Raw genomic sequence first — 17,381 nt, forward strand, 5'->3', positions numbered from 1 at the left:
GGCGCGCGGCGGGCGCGGGCGGCAGCAACCCGGCGGCGAGGCGCGGGCGGGCGCCCGGGCGGCTCTCCACATAGCCCTCGGCGGCGAGCTGCTCGTAGGCGGCGGTGGCGGTGGTGCGGGAGACGCCCCATTCCGCCGCCAGGGCGCGGCTGGAGGGCAGCGCCGCGCCCGGGGGCAGCCGGCCCTCGCGGATGCCGGCGACGATGGCGGCCTGGATGCGCCGGCCCGGCCTCTCCGACTCACTGTCCAACTGGACCACCCTTTCTGTCCGGAACTGGCCGTTTCCACTGGACCGGAAGCGCGCCATCCTCAAGCCCCGAGCAAGGAGCCGCGCCACCATGTATGTCCCGCCCGCCTTCCGCCTGGAGGAACTGCCCGAGATCCATGCGGCGATGCGGGCGGCGCGGCTGCCGAGCCTGGTCACCGCCACGGCGGAGAGGCTGATGGCCACGCCGCTGCCGCTGCTGCTGGCGCCGGAGGAAGGGCCCTTCGGCACGCTCTACGGCCATCTCGCCCGCGCCAACCCGCAATGGCGGACGCCGCCGCTGGGCGAGGCCATGGTGCTGTTCGGCGGGCCGGAGGCCTATGTGACGCCGAACTGGTACGCCTCGAAGGCGGAGCACCACAAGGTGGTGCCGACCTGGAACTACGTGGCGGTGCATGCCCATGGCCAGGCCGAGTTCTTCGAGGACCCGGCGCGGCTGCACGATGTGGTCGCCCGGCTGACGGCGCGGCACGAGGGGGGCCGCGCCACGCCCTGGCAACTGGCCGACGCGCCGGAGGCCTTCGTGCGGGCGCAGCTGCGCGGCATCGTCGGGCTGCGGCTGCCCATCGCCCGGCTGGAGGGCAAGCGCAAGATGAGCCAGAACCGGGACGCCGCCGACCGTGCCGGCGTGGCCGCGGGCCTCGCCGCCAGCCCCGACCCGGCCGACCGCGCCGTGGCGCCGCTGATCCCGCGCTAGGGCACGGCCGCCGCGCTGCCGGCGAGCATCGTCCGGACATGGCCGGCGAGTGCCTGCAGGGTGAAGGGCTTGGCCAGCAGCCGCATGCCGGCGCCGAGATGGCCGTGGCTGAGCGCCGTGCTCTCGGCATAGCCGGTGATGAACAGCACCTTGAGGCCGGGGCGCAGGGCGCGCGCCGCCTCCGCCAGCTGGCGGCCGTTCATGCCCCCCGGCAGGCCAACATCGGTGATCAGCAGGTCAAGCGGCGTGGCCGAGCGCAGCAGGCGCAGCGCCGCCGCGCCATCCTCCGCCTCCAGGGTGGTGTGGCCGAGGCCAGACAGCACGTCTGAGACCAGCATGCGGATGGGCGCCTCGTCATCCACCACCAGCACCGTCTCGCCGGAGGTGCCATGCCGCTGCGGAGCGGGCGCCGGGGCGGAGCCGGCCTGCGCGGCGGGCTCGGCCTCCGTCTCCGCCGGGCCGTGGTGGCGGGGCAGGTTGAGCCAGATGGTGGTGCCCTGGCCCGGTTCGGTGAGGATGCGCGCCTGCCCGCCCGACTGCCGGACGAAGCCGTAGACCATGGACAGGCCGAGCCCGGTGCCCACGCCCAGCGGCTTGGTGGTGAAGAACGGATCGAAGGCGCGCGCCGCCACCTCGGGCGACATGCCGGTGCCGGTGTCGCGCACGACGAGCGAGACATACTGGCCCGGCGGCAGGTCCTTGGCCCGCGCCGCCGCCTCGTCCAGGCAGCGGTTGGCGGTCTCGATGGTCAGGCGGCCGCCCTCCGGCATGGCGTCGCGCGCGTTGATGCAGAGGTTGAGCAGCGCGTTCTCGAGCTGGTTGTTGTCCACCAGCGTGGCCCAGAGGCCGGGCGCCGGGATCACCTCCACCGTCACGTCCGGGCCCATGGTGCGGCGGATCAGCTCCTCCATGCCGGCCACCAGCCGGTTGATGTCGGTGGCGCGGGGGGCCAGGGTCTGCCGGCGGGAGAAGGCGAGCAGCCGGTGGGTCAGCGCCGCGGCGCGGTCGGAGGCGGCGCGGGCGGCGCGCAGGTAGCGGTCCAGATCGTCCAGCCGGCCCTGGGCGATGCGGATCTGCAGCAGCTCCAGGCTGCCGGATATGCCGGTGAGCAGGTTGTTGAAGTCATGCGCCAGCCCGCCGGTGAGCTGGCCCACCGCCTCCATCTTCTGGCTCTGCCGCAGCCGCTCCTCGGCCTGCATCAGGGCGCGGCTGCGCTCGAGGATGCGTTCCTCCAGCGTGTCGTTCAGCGCCGCCAGCGCCGCCTGCGCCTTGGCCCGCTCGGCGATCTCGGCGCGGCTGGCGGCGAAGAGGCGGGCATTGTCGATGGCGATGGCGGCCTGCCAGGCGAGGCCGGTGGCCAGCCGCTCCTCCCGCTCGCCGAAGCGGCCCGGCTCGGGGTGGCCGAACAGCAGCGCGCCGACCGATTCGCCGGTGCCCGAGAGCACGGGCAGCGCCATGTAGCTGCGCACCGGCAGGTGGCCGCGCGGCATGCCGCCCAGGCTGCCATAGCGCGGGTCGGCCAGCACGTCGTCCAGGCGGATGACACCCTGCGCCAGGAAGGTGGGGCTGAACAGCGCGGTGGCGCGCGGCAGGCCGAAGCGGGTGAAGGCCTCGGCCGGGGCGCCGGCCAGGGCGGAGAGGCGCCAGCCCTCCTGCGCGGCCTCTGCGCCGAGGGGGGCCAGGACCTTCTCGAAATAGGCGCCGTAGGCGGCGCCGGTGAGCTGGGTGAGCCCTTCGAGAAAGGCCTGGAGCAGGCGGTTCAGGTCGAGCTCCGCCACGAGGCGGCTGCCGAACTGGGTGATCGTCTCGTAGGCCTGGAGCTGCTCACGCAGGGCTGCGTTCTCCGCCTCCAGTGCCGCCGCGCGGTTGCCTGAGGCTTCTTCCATCCAGCCCGTCTCCTCCGTCGATAGCCTGCGCCCATGGCGTATGCCTTGAGCATGGCCGCCAGGTGCAAGCGCAACAGATGGAACGGCGGCGCTTGCCCCACAACCATCCCACCCTTCTTAAAGGGGCCGGGAGGGCCGCAGGCAACAGGATGTTTTGATATCCGCCCGGTTTCCGGGCCGCTTCCGCCCCGGCGTCAGGCGGTGGCGGCGGCCCCCGTGCCGCCATGGTGCAGGTGGCAGGCGGCGCTCTGCCCGGGCGCCACCGGCAGCAGCGCCGGCGCCTCCACCCGGCAGCGTGGCCCCGCATGCGGGCAGCGCGGGTGGAAGTGGCAGCCGGGCGGCGGCGCCAGGGGCGAGGGCAGCTCCCCCGCGATGGGGTGGAACACGCCGCGCCCCTGGCCGAGCCTCGGCACGCTGTCGAGCAGGGCGCGGGTGTAGGGGTGGGCGGGGGCGGCGTAGAGGGTGCGCGTCGGCGCCAGCTCGACGATGCGGCCGAGATACATGATGGCCACGCGGTCCGAGACGTGCCGCACCACGCCGAGGTCGTGGCTGATGAACAGGCTGGTCAGCCCCGAGCCGCCCGCCGCGGCCTCGCGCAGGTCCATGAACAGGTTCAGCACCTGCGCCTGGATGGAGACGTCGAGCGAGGCCACGGGCTCGTCCAGCACCAGCAGCGCCGGGTTCAGGGCCAGCGCGCGGGCGATGGCCACGCGCTGCCGCTGCCCGCCGGAGAACTGGTGCGGGTAGCGGTTGCGCAGGGCGGGGTCGAGGCCGACGCGCCGCAGCGTCTCCGCCACCAGCGCATCCGCCCCGGCGCGGGAGACGATGCCGTGCGCCACCGGGCCTTCCGCCACCGTCTCGCCCACCTTCATGCGCGGGTCGAGGCTGGCGAAGGGGTCCTGGTGGATCATCTGCACGCGCGGGCTGCGCTTGTGGCCGCCGGGCATGACCGGCGCGCCCTCGAACAGCACGGCGCCCTCGCTCGGCGTGTAGATGCCGGCCACCATCCGCCCGAGGGTGGACTTGCCGCAGCCGCTCTCGCCCACCAGCCCCACCACCTCGCCCCGCGCCACGGTGAGCGAGACATCGGTGACGGCCTGCACGGCGCGCGGCGGGCGCGGGCGGCCGAGCCAGGCCGCCAGCCGGTCGCCCAGCGGCACGGGCTGGCGGAAGCGCTTGCTGGCCCGCTCGATGCGCAGCAGCTCGCTCATGCGGCGGCCTCCACGGGGTGATGGCAGAGGGCGGTGTGGCCGGCGCCGAAATCCCGCTCCGGCGGCGGGGTGGCGCAGACCTCCGTGGCGCGCGGGCAGCGGGTGCGGAAGGGGCAGCCGGAATCGGGGGCGCCATCGGCGCCGCGCGGCGGCAGGCCGGCGGCGAGCTGCGGCAGCCGCGCCCCCGGCGCGTGCCCGGAGGGGACGGACCCCACCAGCGCCACCGTGTAGGGGTGGCGCGGCGCGGCGATGACGGCATCCGCCGGGCCGCGCTCCACCACGCGCCCCGCGTACATGACGCAGAGCGCGTCGGCCAGCGAGGAGACGACCGCGAGGTCGTGGGTGATCCAGAGGAAGGCGGTGCCGGTCTCGTCGGCCAGGCGCCGCACCTCGGCCAGGATCTGCCCCTGGATGGAGACGTCGAGCGCCGTGGTCGGCTCGTCGGCGATGATGGCCTTGGGCCGGTGCAGGAGCGCGGTGGCGATGGCCACGCGCTGCCGCATGCCGCCCGAGAGCTGGTGCGGGTAGGCGTCGAGCCGCGCGCGCGGGCTCGGGATGCCCACGGTGGTCAGCGCCTGCTCCGCCCGGTCCCAGGCGGCGGCGCGGCTGACGCGGTCATGCGCGCGCACGGCGGCGGCCATCTGGGTGCCGATGCGCAGCACCGGGTTCAGCGTCATCAGCGGGTCCTGGAACACCATCGCCACCTCGGCGCCGCGGATGCGCCGCAGCGCGCCGCCGTCGAGGCCGCTGATCCGCCGGCCGGCCAGCAGCACCTCGCCGGCGACCACCTTCCCCGGCGGCTCCACCAGCCCGAGGATGGAGAAGCCGGTGACCGACTTGCCCGAGCCGCTCTCGCCCACCAGCCCCAGGATCTCGCCACGGCGGATGGCGAAGGAAACGCCATCGACCGCGCGGACGAGGCCCTGGCGGCCGGGGAACTGGGTGCGCAGGCCGCGCACCTCCAAAGCGGGGGGGGCTTCCTTCACGGTGCTCATCGGCGGTGCTTCGGGTTGAGCACCTGGCGGAGCTGGTCGCCCACCAGGTTGATGGCCAGCACCGTCACCATCAGCGTGATGCCGGGATAGACCGAGATCCAGTAGCGGCCCGAGAGCAGGAACTGGAAGCCGTTGGAGATCAGCAGGCCGAGCGAGGGCCGCGTGATCGGCAGGCCGAGGCCGAGGAAGGAGAGCGTCGCCTCCAGCGAGATGGCGGTGGCGATCTGCACCGTCACCACCACGATCAGCGGCGGCAGGGTGTTGGGCAGCAGGTGGCGCAGCAGCACGCGGCGCCCGGAGAGCGGCGTGGAGAGCGCCGCCTCGATATAGTCCTTGCGCCGCTCGGCGCTGGCCGCGCCATAGGCGGTGCGGGCGAAATAGGCGTATTGCGCGGCGACCAGCGCCGCCATCAGCTGCGGCACGCCCTGGCCCAGCATGGCCACCAGCACCAGCGCCAGCAGGATGGCCGGCAGCGAGAGCTGGAGATCGACCACCCGCATCGCCAGCGCGCCGAACCAGCCGCCGTAATAGGCCGCCGAGAGGCCGATGGCGGTGCCCAGCACCAGCGCCACCGTGCCGGCCGAGACGGAGATCATCAGGCTGAGGCGCAGCCCGTAGAGGATGGCCGAGAGCAGGTCCCGCCCCGCATTGTCGGTGCCGAGCCAGTGGACATAGCCGCCCGAGCCCACCTCGCCGGGGGGCAGGCGGGCGTCGAACAGGTCGAGCCCCGCCTGGTCGTAGGGGTCCTGCGGCGCGATCCAGGGGGCGAGGAGGGCGAGCGCCACGATGGCCAGCACCACCAGCAGCGCGGCGACGGCGACGGGGCTGCGCCGGTATTCGCGCCAGCCCTCGGCGATGGCGCCGCTCACGCGCCGCTCTTCAGCCGCACGCGCGGGTCCAGGAAGCCATAGGTCAGTTCCACCACGAGGTTGATCACCACGAAGAGCAGCACGACGAGGATGAGGTAGGCGACCATCACCGGCCGGTCGAGCGCGGTGATGCTCTCGATGATCAGCTTGCCCATGCCGGGCCAGTTGAACACCGTCTCGGTCACCACCGCGAAGGCGAGGGTGGAGCCGAACTCCAGCCCGAACACCGTGACGATGGGGATGCCGATGTTCTTCAGCACATGCAGCCCCACCACCTGCCATTCCGGCAGGCCCTGCGCGCGGGCGAAGCGGACATGCTCGCTGGCCATCACCTCCTCCGTGCCGGCGCGCACCAGGCGGATCAGCAGGCCGAGCTTGAACAGCGAGAGGTTGAGCGCCGGCAGCAGCAGGTAGGTCCAGCCATCGGCGCTGAAGATGCTGAGGCCGAGCGGACCCGCCGGGCCACGCCCGCCCGAGGGCAGCCAGCGGAACTCCACCGAGAAGGCCAGGATCAGCAGCAGCCCCACCCAGAAGGTGGGCACCGAGAAGCCGAACACGGAGGCCGCCATGATGACCTTGCTGGAGCGCGCCTCCGGCCGGTAGCCCGCCCAGATGCCGAGCGGCACGCCGAGCAGGGTGGCGATCAGCATGGCGGTGACGGCCAGCTCCAGAGTCGCCGGCAGGCGGGAGAGGATCAGCGACATCACCGGGATGCGGAAGACGAAGCTGTTGCCGAAATCCCCGCTCAGCACATTGCCGAGGAAATGCCCGTATTGCTGCCACAGTGGCAGGTCCAGCCCGTACTGCCGGATCAGCGCCGCCCGCATGTCGGGCGAGGCGGCGGGGTCGATCAGCACGTCGATCGGGTTCCCGATGGCATAGACGCCCAGGAACACCAGCACCGACATCACCAGCATCACCAGCGCGGCCTGCGCCAGGCGCCCGAGGAGAAAGCCCAGCATGGCCGCGCGGTTCTCTGCCTCAGCCGGCCTTGGGGGTGATGCGGTGGGCCAGCGTCTCCTGGTCCACCCGGGTGGTGAAGCTGAACTTGCCCTTGCCCATCGCCCACACGGTCTGCGGCATGACGATCGGCAGCATCGGCCGGTCCTTCATGCTGATCTCGGTGGCGCGCTCGAACAGGGCGCGACGCTTGGCGTCATCCAGCTCGGCGCTGCCCTGCTCCAGCAGCCTGTCCACCTCGGGGTTGGAATAGTTCGAGCGGTTGAAGCCGCCGAAGCCCTTCTGCGCGTCCGGCTTGTGCAGCAGCGCGCCGTAGGTGTAGGCGGCCTCGCCGGTCAGGGTGCCCCAGCCGGACATCTGCAGGCTGTACTCGCCGCGGGTGCTGGCGGGGAAGAACACCGTGCCGGTGAGCGCGTTCGGCGCCACCTTCAGCCCCAGGCGCGACCATTGCTGCGCCAGCGCCTCGCACAGGGCGCTGTCGCCGGGCAGGCGGTTGCTGGTGGAGAACAGCTCCACCTCGAAGCCCTTCGGGTAGCCGGCCTCGGCCAGCAGGGCCTTGGCGCGGGCGAGGTCCGGCCGGCGCTCCGGCAGGTTCTTGCTGGAGCCGAAGAAATTGTCCGGCATCAGCTGGCTCATCGGCTTGGCCAGCCCCTCGAACACCACGCGGGCGAGCGCCCGGCGGTCGATGGCGAGGTCCATCGCCTCGCGCACGCGGGGGTCGAGGAAGGGATTGGCGGCGATCTCCTTGCCATCCACCTTCACCGGCTTCGGCAGCTTCTCGGCAAGGTTGAAGTAGACGTTGAAGACATAGACGCTGTCGCCCACCACCACGTCCATGGTGCTGTCGCGCTGCAGCGCCGCCACGTCGGTGGCGGGGATGTAGTTGGCGATGTCCACCTGCCCGCTCTTCAGCGCCGCGATGCGCGCCGCGTCGTTCGGGATCTCGCGGCGGATGACGCGCGCCCAGGGCTGGGCACCCCCCCACCAGCCCTCGTTGCGCTCCAGCACGAGGTCGCCGCGCGGCTCCCACTTGACGAAGCGGAACGGCCCGGTGCCGATGGCGGCCTGGCCGGAGTTGAACTGCTCGTTGCGCGGCTCCATGCCGATCTTGTGGCTGACGATCATCAGCCGGCTGAAATCGTTCGGCAGGGAGGGGGCGGGGCCGTTGGTCTTCACCCGCACGGTGAGGCGGTCCACCACCTCGGCGCCGGTGGCGCGCTTGGTGTAGAGCGTCATGCTCATCGGGCCGGTCACCACCGGGATGCGCTCGAGCGAGAACTTCACGTCCTCGGCCGTGAAGTCCGAGCCGTCGTGGAACTTCACGCCGTCGCGCAGCTTGAACTCCCAGGTGGTGTCGTCCACCGCCTTCCAGGACAGGGCGAGGCCGGGCTGCAGGCCGAGATTCTCGTCCTGGCCCACCAGGCTGTCGAAGATGTGGCGCAGCGCCTCGATATGGCCGCCGAGGGTGGACCAGTGGGGGTCGATGCTCTCCGGCCCGGTGCGCACGCCCACCGTCAGGGTGCGAGAGGCGGCGCCCTGGGCGAGCGCCGGCACGGGCAGGCCGGGAAGCAGCGCGGCCGCCACGCCGGCCGACAGGAATTGACGACGTTGCATGACCACACCTCGGTTGCTGGGCGGCGCGGGCTGGGTTTCGCCATGCGGCCGCGATTGTTGCGGGGAAGCGTAGGATCGGAGCGACAAGGGCGTCAATCGGGGCGTGAATCGGAGGGCCGGTTGGCGCGTCACGCGGTCGCCGCGCGGGTGCCTCACGCCCAGCCTTCCGCCAGGATCTCGCGCGTCTCGGCCACCGCCACCGCCCAGATGTCGAGCATCTCGGAATCGTCGCGCTGGTAGCGGCCGCCGAAATTGCCGTCGCCCAGCAGGCGGCGCGCCGCGGCGGGGGGCAGGGCGCGCAGGCGCTCGGTGTCGGCCACCGGCTTGGCGCCGTCCGGCGCGGCCAGGTTGGGCAGCCGCGTCCAGGGGAAGTTCTCCATCCAGGAGGCATGGGTGCCGACCGGATCGTAATGCCGGACGCGGGCGATGGTGCGCGGCGCGTTCCACCAGTTGTGGAAGCGGATCCGGCAGTCCGGATGGTCGGCCATGAATTCCAGCGCCGCCGTGCGCGCCGGGTCGTTGCCGCCATGGCCGTTGACGACGAGGATGCGGCGGAAGCCGGTGCGGTGGAGGCTCTCCAGCACGTCCCGCACCACGCGCAGATGCGTCTCGGCGCGCAGCGTGACGGTGCCGGGATAGGCCAGGAAGCCGGGCGTGATGCCGTAGGGCAGCACGGGGAAGACCGGCACGCCGAGCGGCTCCGCCGCCTCCACCGAGACGCGCTCGGCCAGGATGCTGTCCACGGCGAGGCTGAGCTGGGCGTGCTGCTCGGTGGAGCCGAGGGGGAGCACGGCGCGGTCGTCCCGCCGCAGCCATTCCTCCACCTGCATCCAGTTCATCGCGTCGATGCGCATGGCGCCCACCCCTCCGGAGGGCGCCACGCTAGACCCCGCCGGCCACCGCTGCGAAGGCCTCTCGGCCCGGCTTTCTGGCCCCGCGCGGTGTGGCCTTGCCCAAAGCCTGGGCAAGGCGCGGCGGCGCCGCCCAGGCGGTGGACAGCCGGCGGCTCAGCCCAGCAGAGGCAATCGCTCTGCGATCAGGAAGGGCGAATCCGGCCCGGCCTGGGTGAACAGGCAGAGCTGGCGCACGAAGCGCGGCCGGCCGGCCACGGCGCCGAGCGCCGCCTCGGCCGCCGGGCGCACCACCGCCATCTCCGCCGCGCTCAGGCGGCGGGAGAGGGTGAGATGGAAGCGCCAGGATTCGAACACATGCGGGTAGCCCCACTCCGCCAGGTAGCCGCGCTCGCGCTCCGGCAGCCGCTCCGGCCGGCGGCGGGCGATCTCGGCGGCGGTGGCGGGGGCACGGTGCGGCTCCAGCGCGCGCACGCAGTCATCGGCGAAGGCGTGCAGCTCCGGGCAGCGCGTCACCTCGCGCAGCGCCAGGAAGCCGTCGAGGTCGGCCACCCGCAGCGGCGGCAGGGCGAAGGGGCGGGTGCGCGCGGCGAGGTCCATCGCCGCCGCCCGTGCCTCGGCATAGGTGGTGCCAAGGCGGAAGGGCGGCTTCAGCGTGGCGTGGAAGCCGTAGCGCCGCGCATCGGCGGTGATCTCGCCAATCTCCACCCCCGGCAGCGGCGCCTGGGGCAGGGTGGCGCCCGTCTCGGCATCCCGCCCCAGCCAGGCGGAGGCCGCCGCGTGCAGCGGGTCCTCCAGCTCCGGCGCCCAGTAGAGGGCGAGGCGCGTGCTGGCGGGGTCGTTGCCGATGGCGGGATCGGGGTTCACGCGATGCGCTCCCCGGCGCGCCACACGGTACGCACCACGGGCATCGGGCCGTTCGGGCCCTCCAGCGGGCGGATGCGGACGAGGTCGGCGCGCAGCCCCTCGGCGATGCGGCCACGGTCGGCCATGCGCAGCATCCGCGCTGGCGCCTCGGTGATGGTGGCGATGGCGGCGGCGAGGCCGATCTCGCCCGCCGCGCGCCAGGCGGCCTCGATCATGGCCGGCGGCACGTAGTCGCTGGCCAGCACGTCCACCAGCCCGGCGCGGACGAGGTCGGCGGCGGCGACGTTGCCCGAATGGCTGCCGCCGCGCACGATGTTGGGCGCGCCGGCGATGATCTCCATCCCCGCCGCCCGCGCCGCCTCGGCGGCCATCATCGAGACGGGGAACTCGGAGATCAGCACGCCGTCGGCGGCGTTCTCGGCGATCTCGTCGGCGTGCCAGTCGTCATGGCTGGCCAGGGCGATGTCCCGCCCGCCGAAGCGGTCCAGCAGCGCCCGGCGCTGCGGGCCGCGCAGCCGGTTGCGCTGCGCCACCAGCTCCTCGATGCGGCGGTCCACCTCGGCGATGGACTTGCCGCCGCGCACCCGCATCTGCCGGTAGCGCTCGATATCGGCGTACTGGCCGACGCCGGGGGTGTGGTCCATCAGGCTGACCATGCGCACCGCGCCGTGCTCGGCCACCGTCTCGACCAGCGGCAGCATGTCGGCCGCCGGCAGCTCGCAGCGGAGATGCAGGTAGTGCTCGCTCTTGAGCAGGCCGGTCGGCGCCAGCGCGTCGAGGTCGCGCACGCCGTTGAGGAAGGTCTCGGTGCGCTCGGCGTCGAAGCCGAGGTCGCCGAGGCAGAGCGCGTCCAGCACGGTGGTGACGCCGGCCGCCGCCGTCTGCGAATCATGCGACAGGAAGGCGGAGCGGGAGGGCCAGCGCGCCAGGGAGCGCGGCTGCACCTGCCGCTCCAGATTGTCGGTGTGGACGTCGATGACGCCGGGGATCAGGTGGTCCCCGTCGAGGTCCAGCGCGCCGGGGGCGCGGCTCAGGCCCGGCTGGATCTCGGCGATCCGCCCGTCGCGCAGCACCAGCGTGCCGGGCTCCACCCGGTCCGGCAGCACGAGCAGGGCGTTGGTCAGGATGGTCTCGGGGGTCATGCGGCGTCCTGGATGGGCAACACTTCGAAGAGACGGTCGGCGACCTGGTCGCGCACCTCCACATCGTGGAAGATGCCGATCAGCGCCGCCCCGGCCTGTTTGGCCTCGCCGATCAGGCCGATCACCACCGCCCGGTTGGCGGCGTCGAGGCTCGCGGTCGGCTCGTCGAGCAGGAGGAGGGGGTAGCCGGGGGCGAAGCCGCGGGCAAGGTTCACCCGCTGCTGCTCGCCGCCCGAGAAGGTGGCGGGGGGCAGGTGGTGCAGCCGCTCTGGCAGGTTCAGCCGCAGCAGCAGCTCCCGCGCCCGGGCACGCGCCGCATCGGGCGCCGCGCCGCGGGCGATCAGCGGCTCGGCCACGATGTCGAGCGCGCCGACGCGCGGGATGACGCGCAGGAACTGCGAGACATAGCCCAGCGTGTGGCGCCGGATCTCCCGCGTGGCACGGGCATCGGCGGCGGTCAGTTCCACCGGCGCGCCCTGGTGGCGCAGCCAGATGCGGCCCTGCTCGGCGCCGTAATTGCCGTAGAGGCAGCGCATCAGGGTGGACTTGCCGGCGCCCGAGGGGCCGGAGAGCGCCACGCACTCCCCGGGCTTCACCGCGAGGTCCACATCCGCTAGCACCGGGATGCGCAGGCCCCCCTGGAGATGCAGCCGGAAGCTCTTGCCCAGGCCCTCCGTCCAGAGGGCGCTTTCGGAAATGCTCATGCGGCCAGCACCGAGGCGACGAGGAGTTGCGTGTAGGGGTGCTGCGGGTCGTCCAGCACCCGGTCGGTCAGGCCGTGCTCCACCACCTGGCCGCGCCGCATGACGAGGATGCGGTGGGCGAGCAGGCGGGCGGCGGCGATGTCGTGCGTCACCAGCAGCACGGCGATGCCGAGATCGGCCACCAGGGCGCGGATCAGGTCCAGCAGCCGGGCCTGGACGGAGACATCCAGACCGCCCGTGGGCTCGTCCATGAACACCAGGCGGGGGCGGGTGACCAGCGTGCGGGCGATCTGCAGCCGCTGCTGCATGCCGCCCGAGAAGGTGCGGGGCAGGTGGTCGATGCGCGCCGGGTCGATCTCGACGCGCTTCAGCCACTCGGTGGCCTCCTCGCGGATGCCGCCATAGTGGCGGGCGCCGATGGCCATCAGCCGCTCGCCGACATTGCCGCCGGCCGAGACGCCCATGCGCAAGCCATCCCGCGCGTTCTGGTGGACGAAGCCCCAGTCGGTGCGCATCAGCCGGCGCAGCGCGGCCTCGCCCATGCCGTGCACCGGGTGGGCGGTGCCGGCGGGGTCGCGGTAGAGGACGGTGCCCGCATCGGGGCGCATCTGCCCGGCCAGCACCCGCAGCAGCGAGGACTTGCCCGAGCCGCTCTCGCCGACGATGGCCACCACCTCGCCGGGGTGGATGTCGATGGCCACGTCGTCCAGCGCCCGCACGGCGCCGAAGGCGAGGTTCAGGCCCTTCGCTTCCAGCAGGGGGGCGCTCATGCCACGCCCTCCGTCTCGGGCGCCGGGGTCGTGGAGGCCGGGGCGGCGGTGGCGGCCGCCTCCTGGCGTTCCTCGCAATAGTCGGTGTCGGAGCAGACGAACATGCGGCCGCCCCGGTCGTCGGTCAGCACCTCGTCGAGATAGGAGGTGGTGGAGCCGCACAGGGCACAGCACCCGTCGGCGCGGTGCGGGCGGAAGGGGTGGTCCTCGAAATCCAGGCTGCGAACCTCGGTGTAGGGGGGCACGGCGTAGATCTTCTTCTCGCGCCCGGCGCCGAAGAGCTGGAGGGCGGGCATGCGGTGCATCTTCGGGTTGTCGAAGGCCGGGATCGGCGAGGGGGACATCAGGTAGCGCCCGCCCACCATCACCGGGTAGCTGTAGGCGGTGCTGACATGGCCGTGGCGGGCGATGTCCTCGTAGAGCTTCACATGCATCAGCCCGTAATCGGCGAGCGCGTGCATCCGGCGCGTCTCGGCGAGGCGCGGCTCCAGGCGGAACAGCGGCTCCGGCATCGGCACCTGGTAGACGAGGGTCTGCGCCTCGGTCAGCGGCGTCTCGGGGATGCGGTGGCGGGTCTGGATGATGGTGGCCTCGGCGGTGCGGGTGGTACCGCGCACCCCCGCCACGCGGCTGAAGAAGCGGCGGATGGAGACGGCGTTGGTGGTGTCGTCCGCCCCCTGGTCGATCACCTTCAGCACGTCGCGCGGGCCGAGGATGGCGGCCGTCACCTGGATGCCGCCGGTGCCCCAGCCATAGGGCAGCGGCATCTCCCGCGCGCCGAAAGGCACCTGGTGGCCGGGGATCGCCACGGCCTTGAGCAGCGCGCGGCGGATCATCCGCTTCGTGTTCTCGTCCAGATAGGCGAAGTTGTAGCCGCCAAACTGGGAACCGGGTTCGTGGCTCATTCCGCCACCTCCTCCTCGCGCGCCGGCTCTGCGATGGCCCGCAGCGCGGCCTCGGCGGTGGCGCGCATCCGGCGCACCACCTCCAACTCGCTCTGGAAGTCCACGTAGTGCGGCAGCTTCAGGTGCTCGACGAAGCCGGTGGCCTCGACATTGTCGGAATGCAGCAGGACGAACTCCTCGTCCTGCGCGGGGGCGGTGCGCTCCTCGCCCAGCTCGCCGGCCATCAGGGCGCGGTCCACCAGCGCCATGGCCATCGCCTTGCGCTCGCCCCGGCCCAGGGTGAGGCCATAGCCGCGGGTGAACTGCGGCGGCTCGGCCTTCGAGCCGTGGAACTGGTTGACCATCTGGCACTCGGTGACGTCGATCTCGCCGATCTCGATCTCGAAGCCCAGTTCCGGCGGCATCAGGCACACCGTCACGCTCCCCTGGCGGATCTCGCCGACGAAGGGGTGGCTGTTGCCGTAGCCGCGCTGGGTGGAGTAGCCGAGGCCGAGCAGGAAGCCTTCGTCGCCGCGCGCCAGGTTCTGCAGCCGGGCGGCGCGGCTGGCGGGGAAGGCCAGAGGGGCGCGGGTCAGGTCGGCCGGCTCGCCCCGGGCATCCGCCTCGCGCGCCATCAGCCCCTCGCGCGCCAGCAGCTCCGTCACATGCGGGGCGTGCTCCTGCGGCGCCTCGGCCTGCGGCGCGGGCGGCGGCGGCGCGCCCTCGGCGGCGAGGGCGAAGTCGAGCAGGCGGTGGGTGTAGTCGTAGGTCGGCCCCAGCACCTGCCCGCCGGGCAGGTCCTTGTAGGTGGCCGAGATGCGGCGGCGGATGCGCATGGCGCCCGTCTCCAGCGGCAGCGCATGGCCGAAGCGGGGCAGGGTGGTGCGGTAGGCGCGCAGCAGGAAGGCCGCCTCGATCAGGTCGCCCTGGGCCTGCTTGATAGCGAGTGCCGCGAGGCCGCGGTCGTGGCAGGCGCCCTCGGCCATCACCCGGTCCACGGCGAGGCCCATCTGCGCCTCGATCTGCGCGACGGAGAGGGCGGGCACGGACGGGTCGCCCCGCCGCGTCTCCTCCAGCCAGGCATGGGCGTTGCCGATCGCCCGCTCGCCCCCCTTGACGGCGACATAGGCCATGGCTCAGCCCTCCGTTACGGTGGTTGTGCGCGGCAGCGCCGCGATCCGCGTGCCGGCGCAGAGGATGATGTCCACCCCGCGCGGGTAGAGCGGCGCCAGCGCGGCGCGGGCGGCGAGGAAGCCCTCGGGCAGCCCCTCCACCTGCAGCCGGTGCTCATGCTCGATGCCGGGGCCGCTCAGGCGCAGCGCGCCGCCCTCGGCCAGGGACGCCACCTGCAGCACCAGCGTGGCGCCCTCCTGCGGCGCCTCGTCCGAGCCCAGGCCGATCGCCTCCAGCGCCGGCGGCGTGCCGGTGGCGAGCAGGAAGGCGGCGGTGGCGGGGGCCGCCACCAGCGGGCAGCCGGCATGGAAGCGCAGCCATTCGGCGGCGGCCGCGCCGGCATCGGAGAAGACCGGCGTCTCGGCATCGGCCAGCGTCAGCAGCACGGCGGCGGTGGCGGGGTGCAGCGGCGTGGGCGGCGTGAGGCCGGCGGAAATCTCCTGCACGCGGCCGGGGCGGCTCGTCGCCTCCAGCACGGCGCGGAAGACGGATTGCCCGTCCAGCACGGGGTCGGTGAAGCCGGGCTGCATCATCGCATCGTCGCCATGGTGAAGAACTGCACGCGGGTGGCGGCGGCCTTGCGGGACTCGGCCGCGGCGGCCCCGGCCTGGGCCTCGGCCAGCGGCTCGATCACCGCCGCCATCAGCGCCGGGCGCCGCGCCGGGTCCTGCAAGGCGGCGTCCAGCAGCGCGGCCAGCTCGGCCTGGGCCTTGTCGCGCCCGGCCACGTAGGCATGGCCCACGGTGCCATCCGCCAGCCGCACGGCGCAGCGGGTGACCGTCATCTCGGAGAGGTTGAACGGGCCGCCATCGCCGCCCGCCCGCCCGCGCAGCATGACGAGGCCGGTCTCCGGGCCACGCAGGCGGGTGTGCGGCGGCAGGGGCGGCGCGCCGGCGAGGCGGGCTTCCAGCGCGGCCAGGCCGGTGCGCGCCAGCACCGCCATCCAGCGTTGCCGCGCGGCCGTCTCGGGCGCCGCATTGGGCGGTGGGGTGGGGGCGGGTTCGGGCAAGGGTGGACCTCGGCGGCCGTTGAAGATGTCTAGACGACTAGATATCCGCCGCAGTATCGTCAACGCGAAACTGGCATGCCGGAGCCCCGATGGAGTTGAAGTTTCGATGACGCCCGAGGACATGGGCGCGACACTGGCGCGCGGGGAAGGCGTGGCGCTGTGGCGGCAGATCGCCGCCGCGCTGGAGGAGATGATCGCCCGCGGCACGCTGGCGCCGGGTGAGCGCCTGCCCACCGAGGCCAGCCTCGCCACCCAGCACGGCGTGAACCGCCACACGGCGCGGCGGGCGCTGGATTCCCTGGCACAGCGGGGGCTGATCCGCGTCGAGCAGGGGCGCGGCTCCTTCGTGGCGGAGGATGTGGTGGATTACCGCCTCGGCCCGCGCACCCGCTTCTCCGAGTTGATCCGCGCGCAGCGGCGGGAGCCGGAGGGGCGCATCCTCTGGGCGCGGGAGGTGCCGGCCGAGGCCGCGGTGGCCGAGGCGCTGGGCCTCGCCCCCGGCGCGCCGGTGCTGGCGGTGGAGCGGCTGGGCCTGGCCGATGGCCGCCCCGTGGTGCTCGGCCTTCACCACTTCCCGCTGCCGCGCTTCGCCGCCATGGCGGCCTCGCTGGCGCGGGGGCATGGCTCCATCACCCGGGCGCTGGCCGATTGCGGCGTGGCCGACTACCGCCGCGCCTGGACGCGGCTGACCGCCCGGATGCCCACCGCCGAGGAGGCGGAGCAGCTGCAGCAGGCCCGCGCCCGCCCGGTGATGATCTCCGAGGCACTGACGACCGACCCCGAGGGTCGGCCGATCGACCACACCCTGTCGCGCTACGCCGCCGGGCGCGTGCAGATCGTCATCGAGGACGGCGCGGGAGCAGCATGATGCAGGCCAGTGGAACAGCCCGTGGAACAGATGAGTGGCTGATCGAGGGTGGCACCGTGCTGGCAGGCGAGGGCGGGGCGCTGCGCCCCGGCGCGGGCGGGCCGCTGGTGCTGCCCGGCATCGTCGACATCCATGGCGACGCGCATGAGCGGCAGTTCCAGCCGCGCCCGGGCGTGGCCCTGCCGCCGGCGCTGGCGCTGCGGGATTCGGCGGCGCAGCTCCTGGCGGCCGGCATCACCACGGCCTTCCTTGGCGTGACGCTCTCCTGGGAGCCGGGGCTGCGCTCCCTCCAGGCCTGGCGGACGCTGCTGGCCGGGCTCGCCGCACTGCGCGCCACGCCGGGCGGCTGGCGCGGCGCCGACCTGCGCGTGCACCTGCGCTTCGAGGCGGACAATCTCGAGGCGCTGGACGAGGCGGTGGCTGACATCGCCGCCGGGCGCGTGCACCTGCTGGCCTTCAACGACCACACGCCCGGCATCCTGCGCAAGCTGGGCCAGGAGGCGGCGGCGGCGAAGTACGCGGAGCGCGCGGGCGTCTCCGTGGCGGCGTTCCGCGCCCTGGCCCAGGCCGCCAGCGCGCCGCGCGCCGGGCTGCCGGCGGCGCGGCTGCGGCTGGC

The 17,381-nt window shown here is 73.5% G+C and carries 18 protein-coding genes and 1 pseudogene; 3 read left to right on the forward strand and 16 right to left on the reverse strand.

Going from position 1 to position 17,381, the window contains the following annotated elements; genetic code table 11:
• A partial coding sequence (locus ACFOY6_RS21190; RefSeq protein ID WP_379652176.1) for a GntR family transcriptional regulator occupies nucleotides 1–259 on the reverse strand: 259 nt, incomplete at its 3' end.
• A gap of 79 nt (nucleotides 260–338) precedes the next feature.
• Here ACFOY6_RS21190 and ACFOY6_RS21195 point away from each other — a divergent pair.
• A complete protein-coding gene (locus tag ACFOY6_RS21195) occupies nucleotides 339–962 on the forward strand; it encodes an FMN-binding negative transcriptional regulator (RefSeq protein WP_379652177.1) in 624 nt (207 codons plus the stop codon).
• On the opposite strand, the gene ACFOY6_RS21200 is transcribed toward ACFOY6_RS21195, so the two are convergent.
• From ACFOY6_RS21200 to phnG, 15 genes are all read right to left on the reverse strand, one after another.
• On the reverse strand, nucleotides 959–2,848 hold the full coding sequence (locus ACFOY6_RS21200) for an ATP-binding protein (protein WP_379652178.1): 1,890 nt from the start codon (nucleotides 2,846–2,848) through the stop codon (nucleotides 959–961). The two genes, ACFOY6_RS21195 and ACFOY6_RS21200, sit on opposite strands and share 4 nt — an antisense overlap.
• A 194-nt stretch (nucleotides 2,849–3,042) precedes the next feature.
• Nucleotides 3,043–4,059, reverse strand: coding sequence for an ABC transporter ATP-binding protein (locus ACFOY6_RS21205; RefSeq protein ID WP_379652179.1), 1,017 nt, complete (start codon nucleotides 4,057–4,059; stop codon nucleotides 3,043–3,045).
• A complete protein-coding gene (locus ACFOY6_RS21210; protein ID WP_379652180.1) occupies nucleotides 4,056–5,054 on the reverse strand; it encodes an ABC transporter ATP-binding protein in 999 nt (332 codons plus the stop codon). The genes ACFOY6_RS21205 and ACFOY6_RS21210 overlap by 4 nt, the downstream gene beginning before the upstream one ends.
• The gene (locus ACFOY6_RS21215; RefSeq protein ID WP_379652181.1) at nucleotides 5,051–5,923 is read right to left on the reverse strand and encodes an ABC transporter permease; all 873 of its coding nucleotides are present in this window, start codon (nucleotides 5,921–5,923) and stop codon (nucleotides 5,051–5,053) included. The genes ACFOY6_RS21210 and ACFOY6_RS21215 overlap by 4 nt, the downstream gene beginning before the upstream one ends.
• Complete coding sequence (locus ACFOY6_RS21220; protein ID WP_219929788.1) at nucleotides 5,920–6,885, reverse strand: ABC transporter permease; 966 nt, start codon at nucleotides 6,883–6,885, stop codon at nucleotides 5,920–5,922. The genes ACFOY6_RS21215 and ACFOY6_RS21220 overlap by 4 nt, the downstream gene beginning before the upstream one ends.
• A gap of 19 nt (nucleotides 6,886–6,904) precedes the next feature.
• On the reverse strand, nucleotides 6,905–8,497 hold the full coding sequence (locus tag ACFOY6_RS21225; RefSeq protein ID WP_379652182.1) for an ABC transporter substrate-binding protein: 1,593 nt from the start codon (nucleotides 8,495–8,497) through the stop codon (nucleotides 6,905–6,907).
• A gap of 152 nt (nucleotides 8,498–8,649) precedes the next feature.
• Nucleotides 8,650–9,351 carry a creatininase family protein gene (locus ACFOY6_RS21230; RefSeq protein WP_379652183.1) on the reverse strand — a complete coding sequence of 234 codons (702 nt, stop codon included), beginning with the start codon at nucleotides 9,349–9,351 and terminating at the stop codon, nucleotides 8,650–8,652.
• 153 nt (nucleotides 9,352–9,504) lie between these two features.
• On the reverse strand, nucleotides 9,505–10,215 hold the full coding sequence (locus ACFOY6_RS21235; RefSeq protein WP_379652184.1) for a DUF1045 domain-containing protein: 711 nt from the start codon (nucleotides 10,213–10,215) through the stop codon (nucleotides 9,505–9,507).
• A complete protein-coding gene (locus ACFOY6_RS21240; protein ID WP_379634246.1) occupies nucleotides 10,212–11,357 on the reverse strand; it encodes an alpha-D-ribose 1-methylphosphonate 5-triphosphate diphosphatase in 1,146 nt (381 codons plus the stop codon). The genes ACFOY6_RS21235 and ACFOY6_RS21240 overlap by 4 nt, the downstream gene beginning before the upstream one ends.
• Nucleotides 11,354–12,061 carry a phosphonate C-P lyase system protein PhnL gene (phnL, locus tag ACFOY6_RS21245; protein WP_109518643.1) on the reverse strand — a complete coding sequence of 236 codons (708 nt, stop codon included), beginning with the start codon at nucleotides 12,059–12,061 and terminating at the stop codon, nucleotides 11,354–11,356. The genes ACFOY6_RS21240 and phnL overlap by 4 nt, the downstream gene beginning before the upstream one ends.
• Nucleotides 12,058–12,831 carry a phosphonate C-P lyase system protein PhnK gene (gene phnK / locus ACFOY6_RS21250; RefSeq protein ID WP_109518644.1) on the reverse strand — a complete coding sequence of 258 codons (774 nt, stop codon included), beginning with the start codon at nucleotides 12,829–12,831 and terminating at the stop codon, nucleotides 12,058–12,060. The genes phnL and phnK overlap by 4 nt, the downstream gene beginning before the upstream one ends.
• Nucleotides 12,828–13,736 (reverse strand): alpha-D-ribose 1-methylphosphonate 5-phosphate C-P-lyase PhnJ, encoded by a 909-nt coding sequence (locus ACFOY6_RS21255; protein WP_379652185.1) that lies wholly within the window; start codon nucleotides 13,734–13,736, stop codon nucleotides 12,828–12,830. Before ACFOY6_RS21255 ends, phnK begins: the two co-directional genes overlap by 4 nt.
• The gene (locus ACFOY6_RS21260; protein WP_379652186.1) at nucleotides 13,733–14,848 is read right to left on the reverse strand and encodes a carbon-phosphorus lyase complex subunit PhnI; all 1,116 of its coding nucleotides are present in this window, start codon (nucleotides 14,846–14,848) and stop codon (nucleotides 13,733–13,735) included. The genes ACFOY6_RS21255 and ACFOY6_RS21260 overlap by 4 nt, the downstream gene beginning before the upstream one ends.
• A gap of 3 nt (nucleotides 14,849–14,851) precedes the next feature.
• Nucleotides 14,852–15,421: a phosphonate C-P lyase system protein PhnH gene (gene phnH / locus ACFOY6_RS21265; protein ID WP_379634244.1), complete on the reverse strand. Its 570-nt coding sequence runs from the start codon at nucleotides 15,419–15,421 to the stop codon at nucleotides 14,852–14,854.
• Entirely contained in the window at nucleotides 15,418–15,897 is a 480-nt protein-coding gene (gene phnG / locus ACFOY6_RS21270; protein WP_379634242.1) for a phosphonate C-P lyase system protein PhnG, read from the reverse strand. Before phnG ends, phnH begins: the two co-directional genes overlap by 4 nt.
• Nucleotides 15,898–16,003: 106 nt before the next feature.
• Here phnG and phnF point away from each other — a divergent pair, with 106 nt between their 5' ends.
• Together phnF and ACFOY6_RS21280 are read left to right on the forward strand one after the other, a co-directional pair.
• Complete coding sequence (gene phnF / locus ACFOY6_RS21275) at nucleotides 16,004–16,765, forward strand: phosphonate metabolism transcriptional regulator PhnF (protein ID WP_379652187.1); 762 nt, start codon at nucleotides 16,004–16,006, stop codon at nucleotides 16,763–16,765.
• Nucleotides 16,762–17,381 (forward strand): annotated as a pseudogene (locus tag ACFOY6_RS21280) (hypothetical protein); the annotation flags it as partial. The gene phnF and the pseudogene ACFOY6_RS21280, both read left to right, overlap by 4 nt.

The organism is Teichococcus aestuarii (genome assembly GCF_042651065.1).
Taxonomy (GTDB): Bacteria; Pseudomonadota; Alphaproteobacteria; order Acetobacterales; family Acetobacteraceae; genus Pseudoroseomonas; species Pseudoroseomonas aestuarii.

Coding starts and splice junctions, on each gene's coding strand:
- ACFOY6_RS21195 (WP_379652177.1), top strand. CDS start 339: ATGTATGTCCCGCCCGCCTTCCGCCTGGAGGAACTGCCCGAGATCCAT.
- ACFOY6_RS21200 (WP_379652178.1), bottom strand. CDS start 2,848: ATGGAAGAAGCCTCAGGCAACCGCGCGGCGGCACTGGAGGCGGAGAAC.
- ACFOY6_RS21205 (WP_379652179.1), bottom strand. CDS start 4,059: ATGAGCGAGCTGCTGCGCATCGAGCGGGCCAGCAAGCGCTTCCGCCAG.
- ACFOY6_RS21210 (WP_379652180.1), bottom strand. CDS start 5,054: ATGAGCACCGTGAAGGAAGCCCCCCCCGCTTTGGAGGTGCGCGGCCTG.
- ACFOY6_RS21220 (WP_219929788.1), bottom strand. CDS start 6,885: ATGCTGGGCTTTCTCCTCGGGCGCCTGGCGCAGGCCGCGCTGGTGATG.
- ACFOY6_RS21225 (WP_379652182.1), bottom strand. CDS start 8,497: ATGCAACGTCGTCAATTCCTGTCGGCCGGCGTGGCGGCCGCGCTGCTT.
- ACFOY6_RS21230 (WP_379652183.1), bottom strand. CDS start 9,351: ATGCGCATCGACGCGATGAACTGGATGCAGGTGGAGGAATGGCTGCGG.
- ACFOY6_RS21240 (WP_379634246.1), bottom strand. CDS start 11,357: ATGACCCCCGAGACCATCCTGACCAACGCCCTGCTCGTGCTGCCGGAC.
- phnL (WP_109518643.1), bottom strand. CDS start 12,061: ATGAGCATTTCCGAAAGCGCCCTCTGGACGGAGGGCCTGGGCAAGAGC.
- phnK (WP_109518644.1), bottom strand. CDS start 12,831: ATGAGCGCCCCCCTGCTGGAAGCGAAGGGCCTGAACCTCGCCTTCGGC.
- ACFOY6_RS21255 (WP_379652185.1), bottom strand. CDS start 13,736: ATGAGCCACGAACCCGGTTCCCAGTTTGGCGGCTACAACTTCGCCTAT.
- ACFOY6_RS21260 (WP_379652186.1), bottom strand. CDS start 14,848: ATGGCCTATGTCGCCGTCAAGGGGGGCGAGCGGGCGATCGGCAACGCC.
- phnH (WP_379634244.1), bottom strand. CDS start 15,421: ATGATGCAGCCCGGCTTCACCGACCCCGTGCTGGACGGGCAATCCGTC.
- phnF (WP_379652187.1), top strand. CDS start 16,004: ATGACGCCCGAGGACATGGGCGCGACACTGGCGCGCGGGGAAGGCGTG.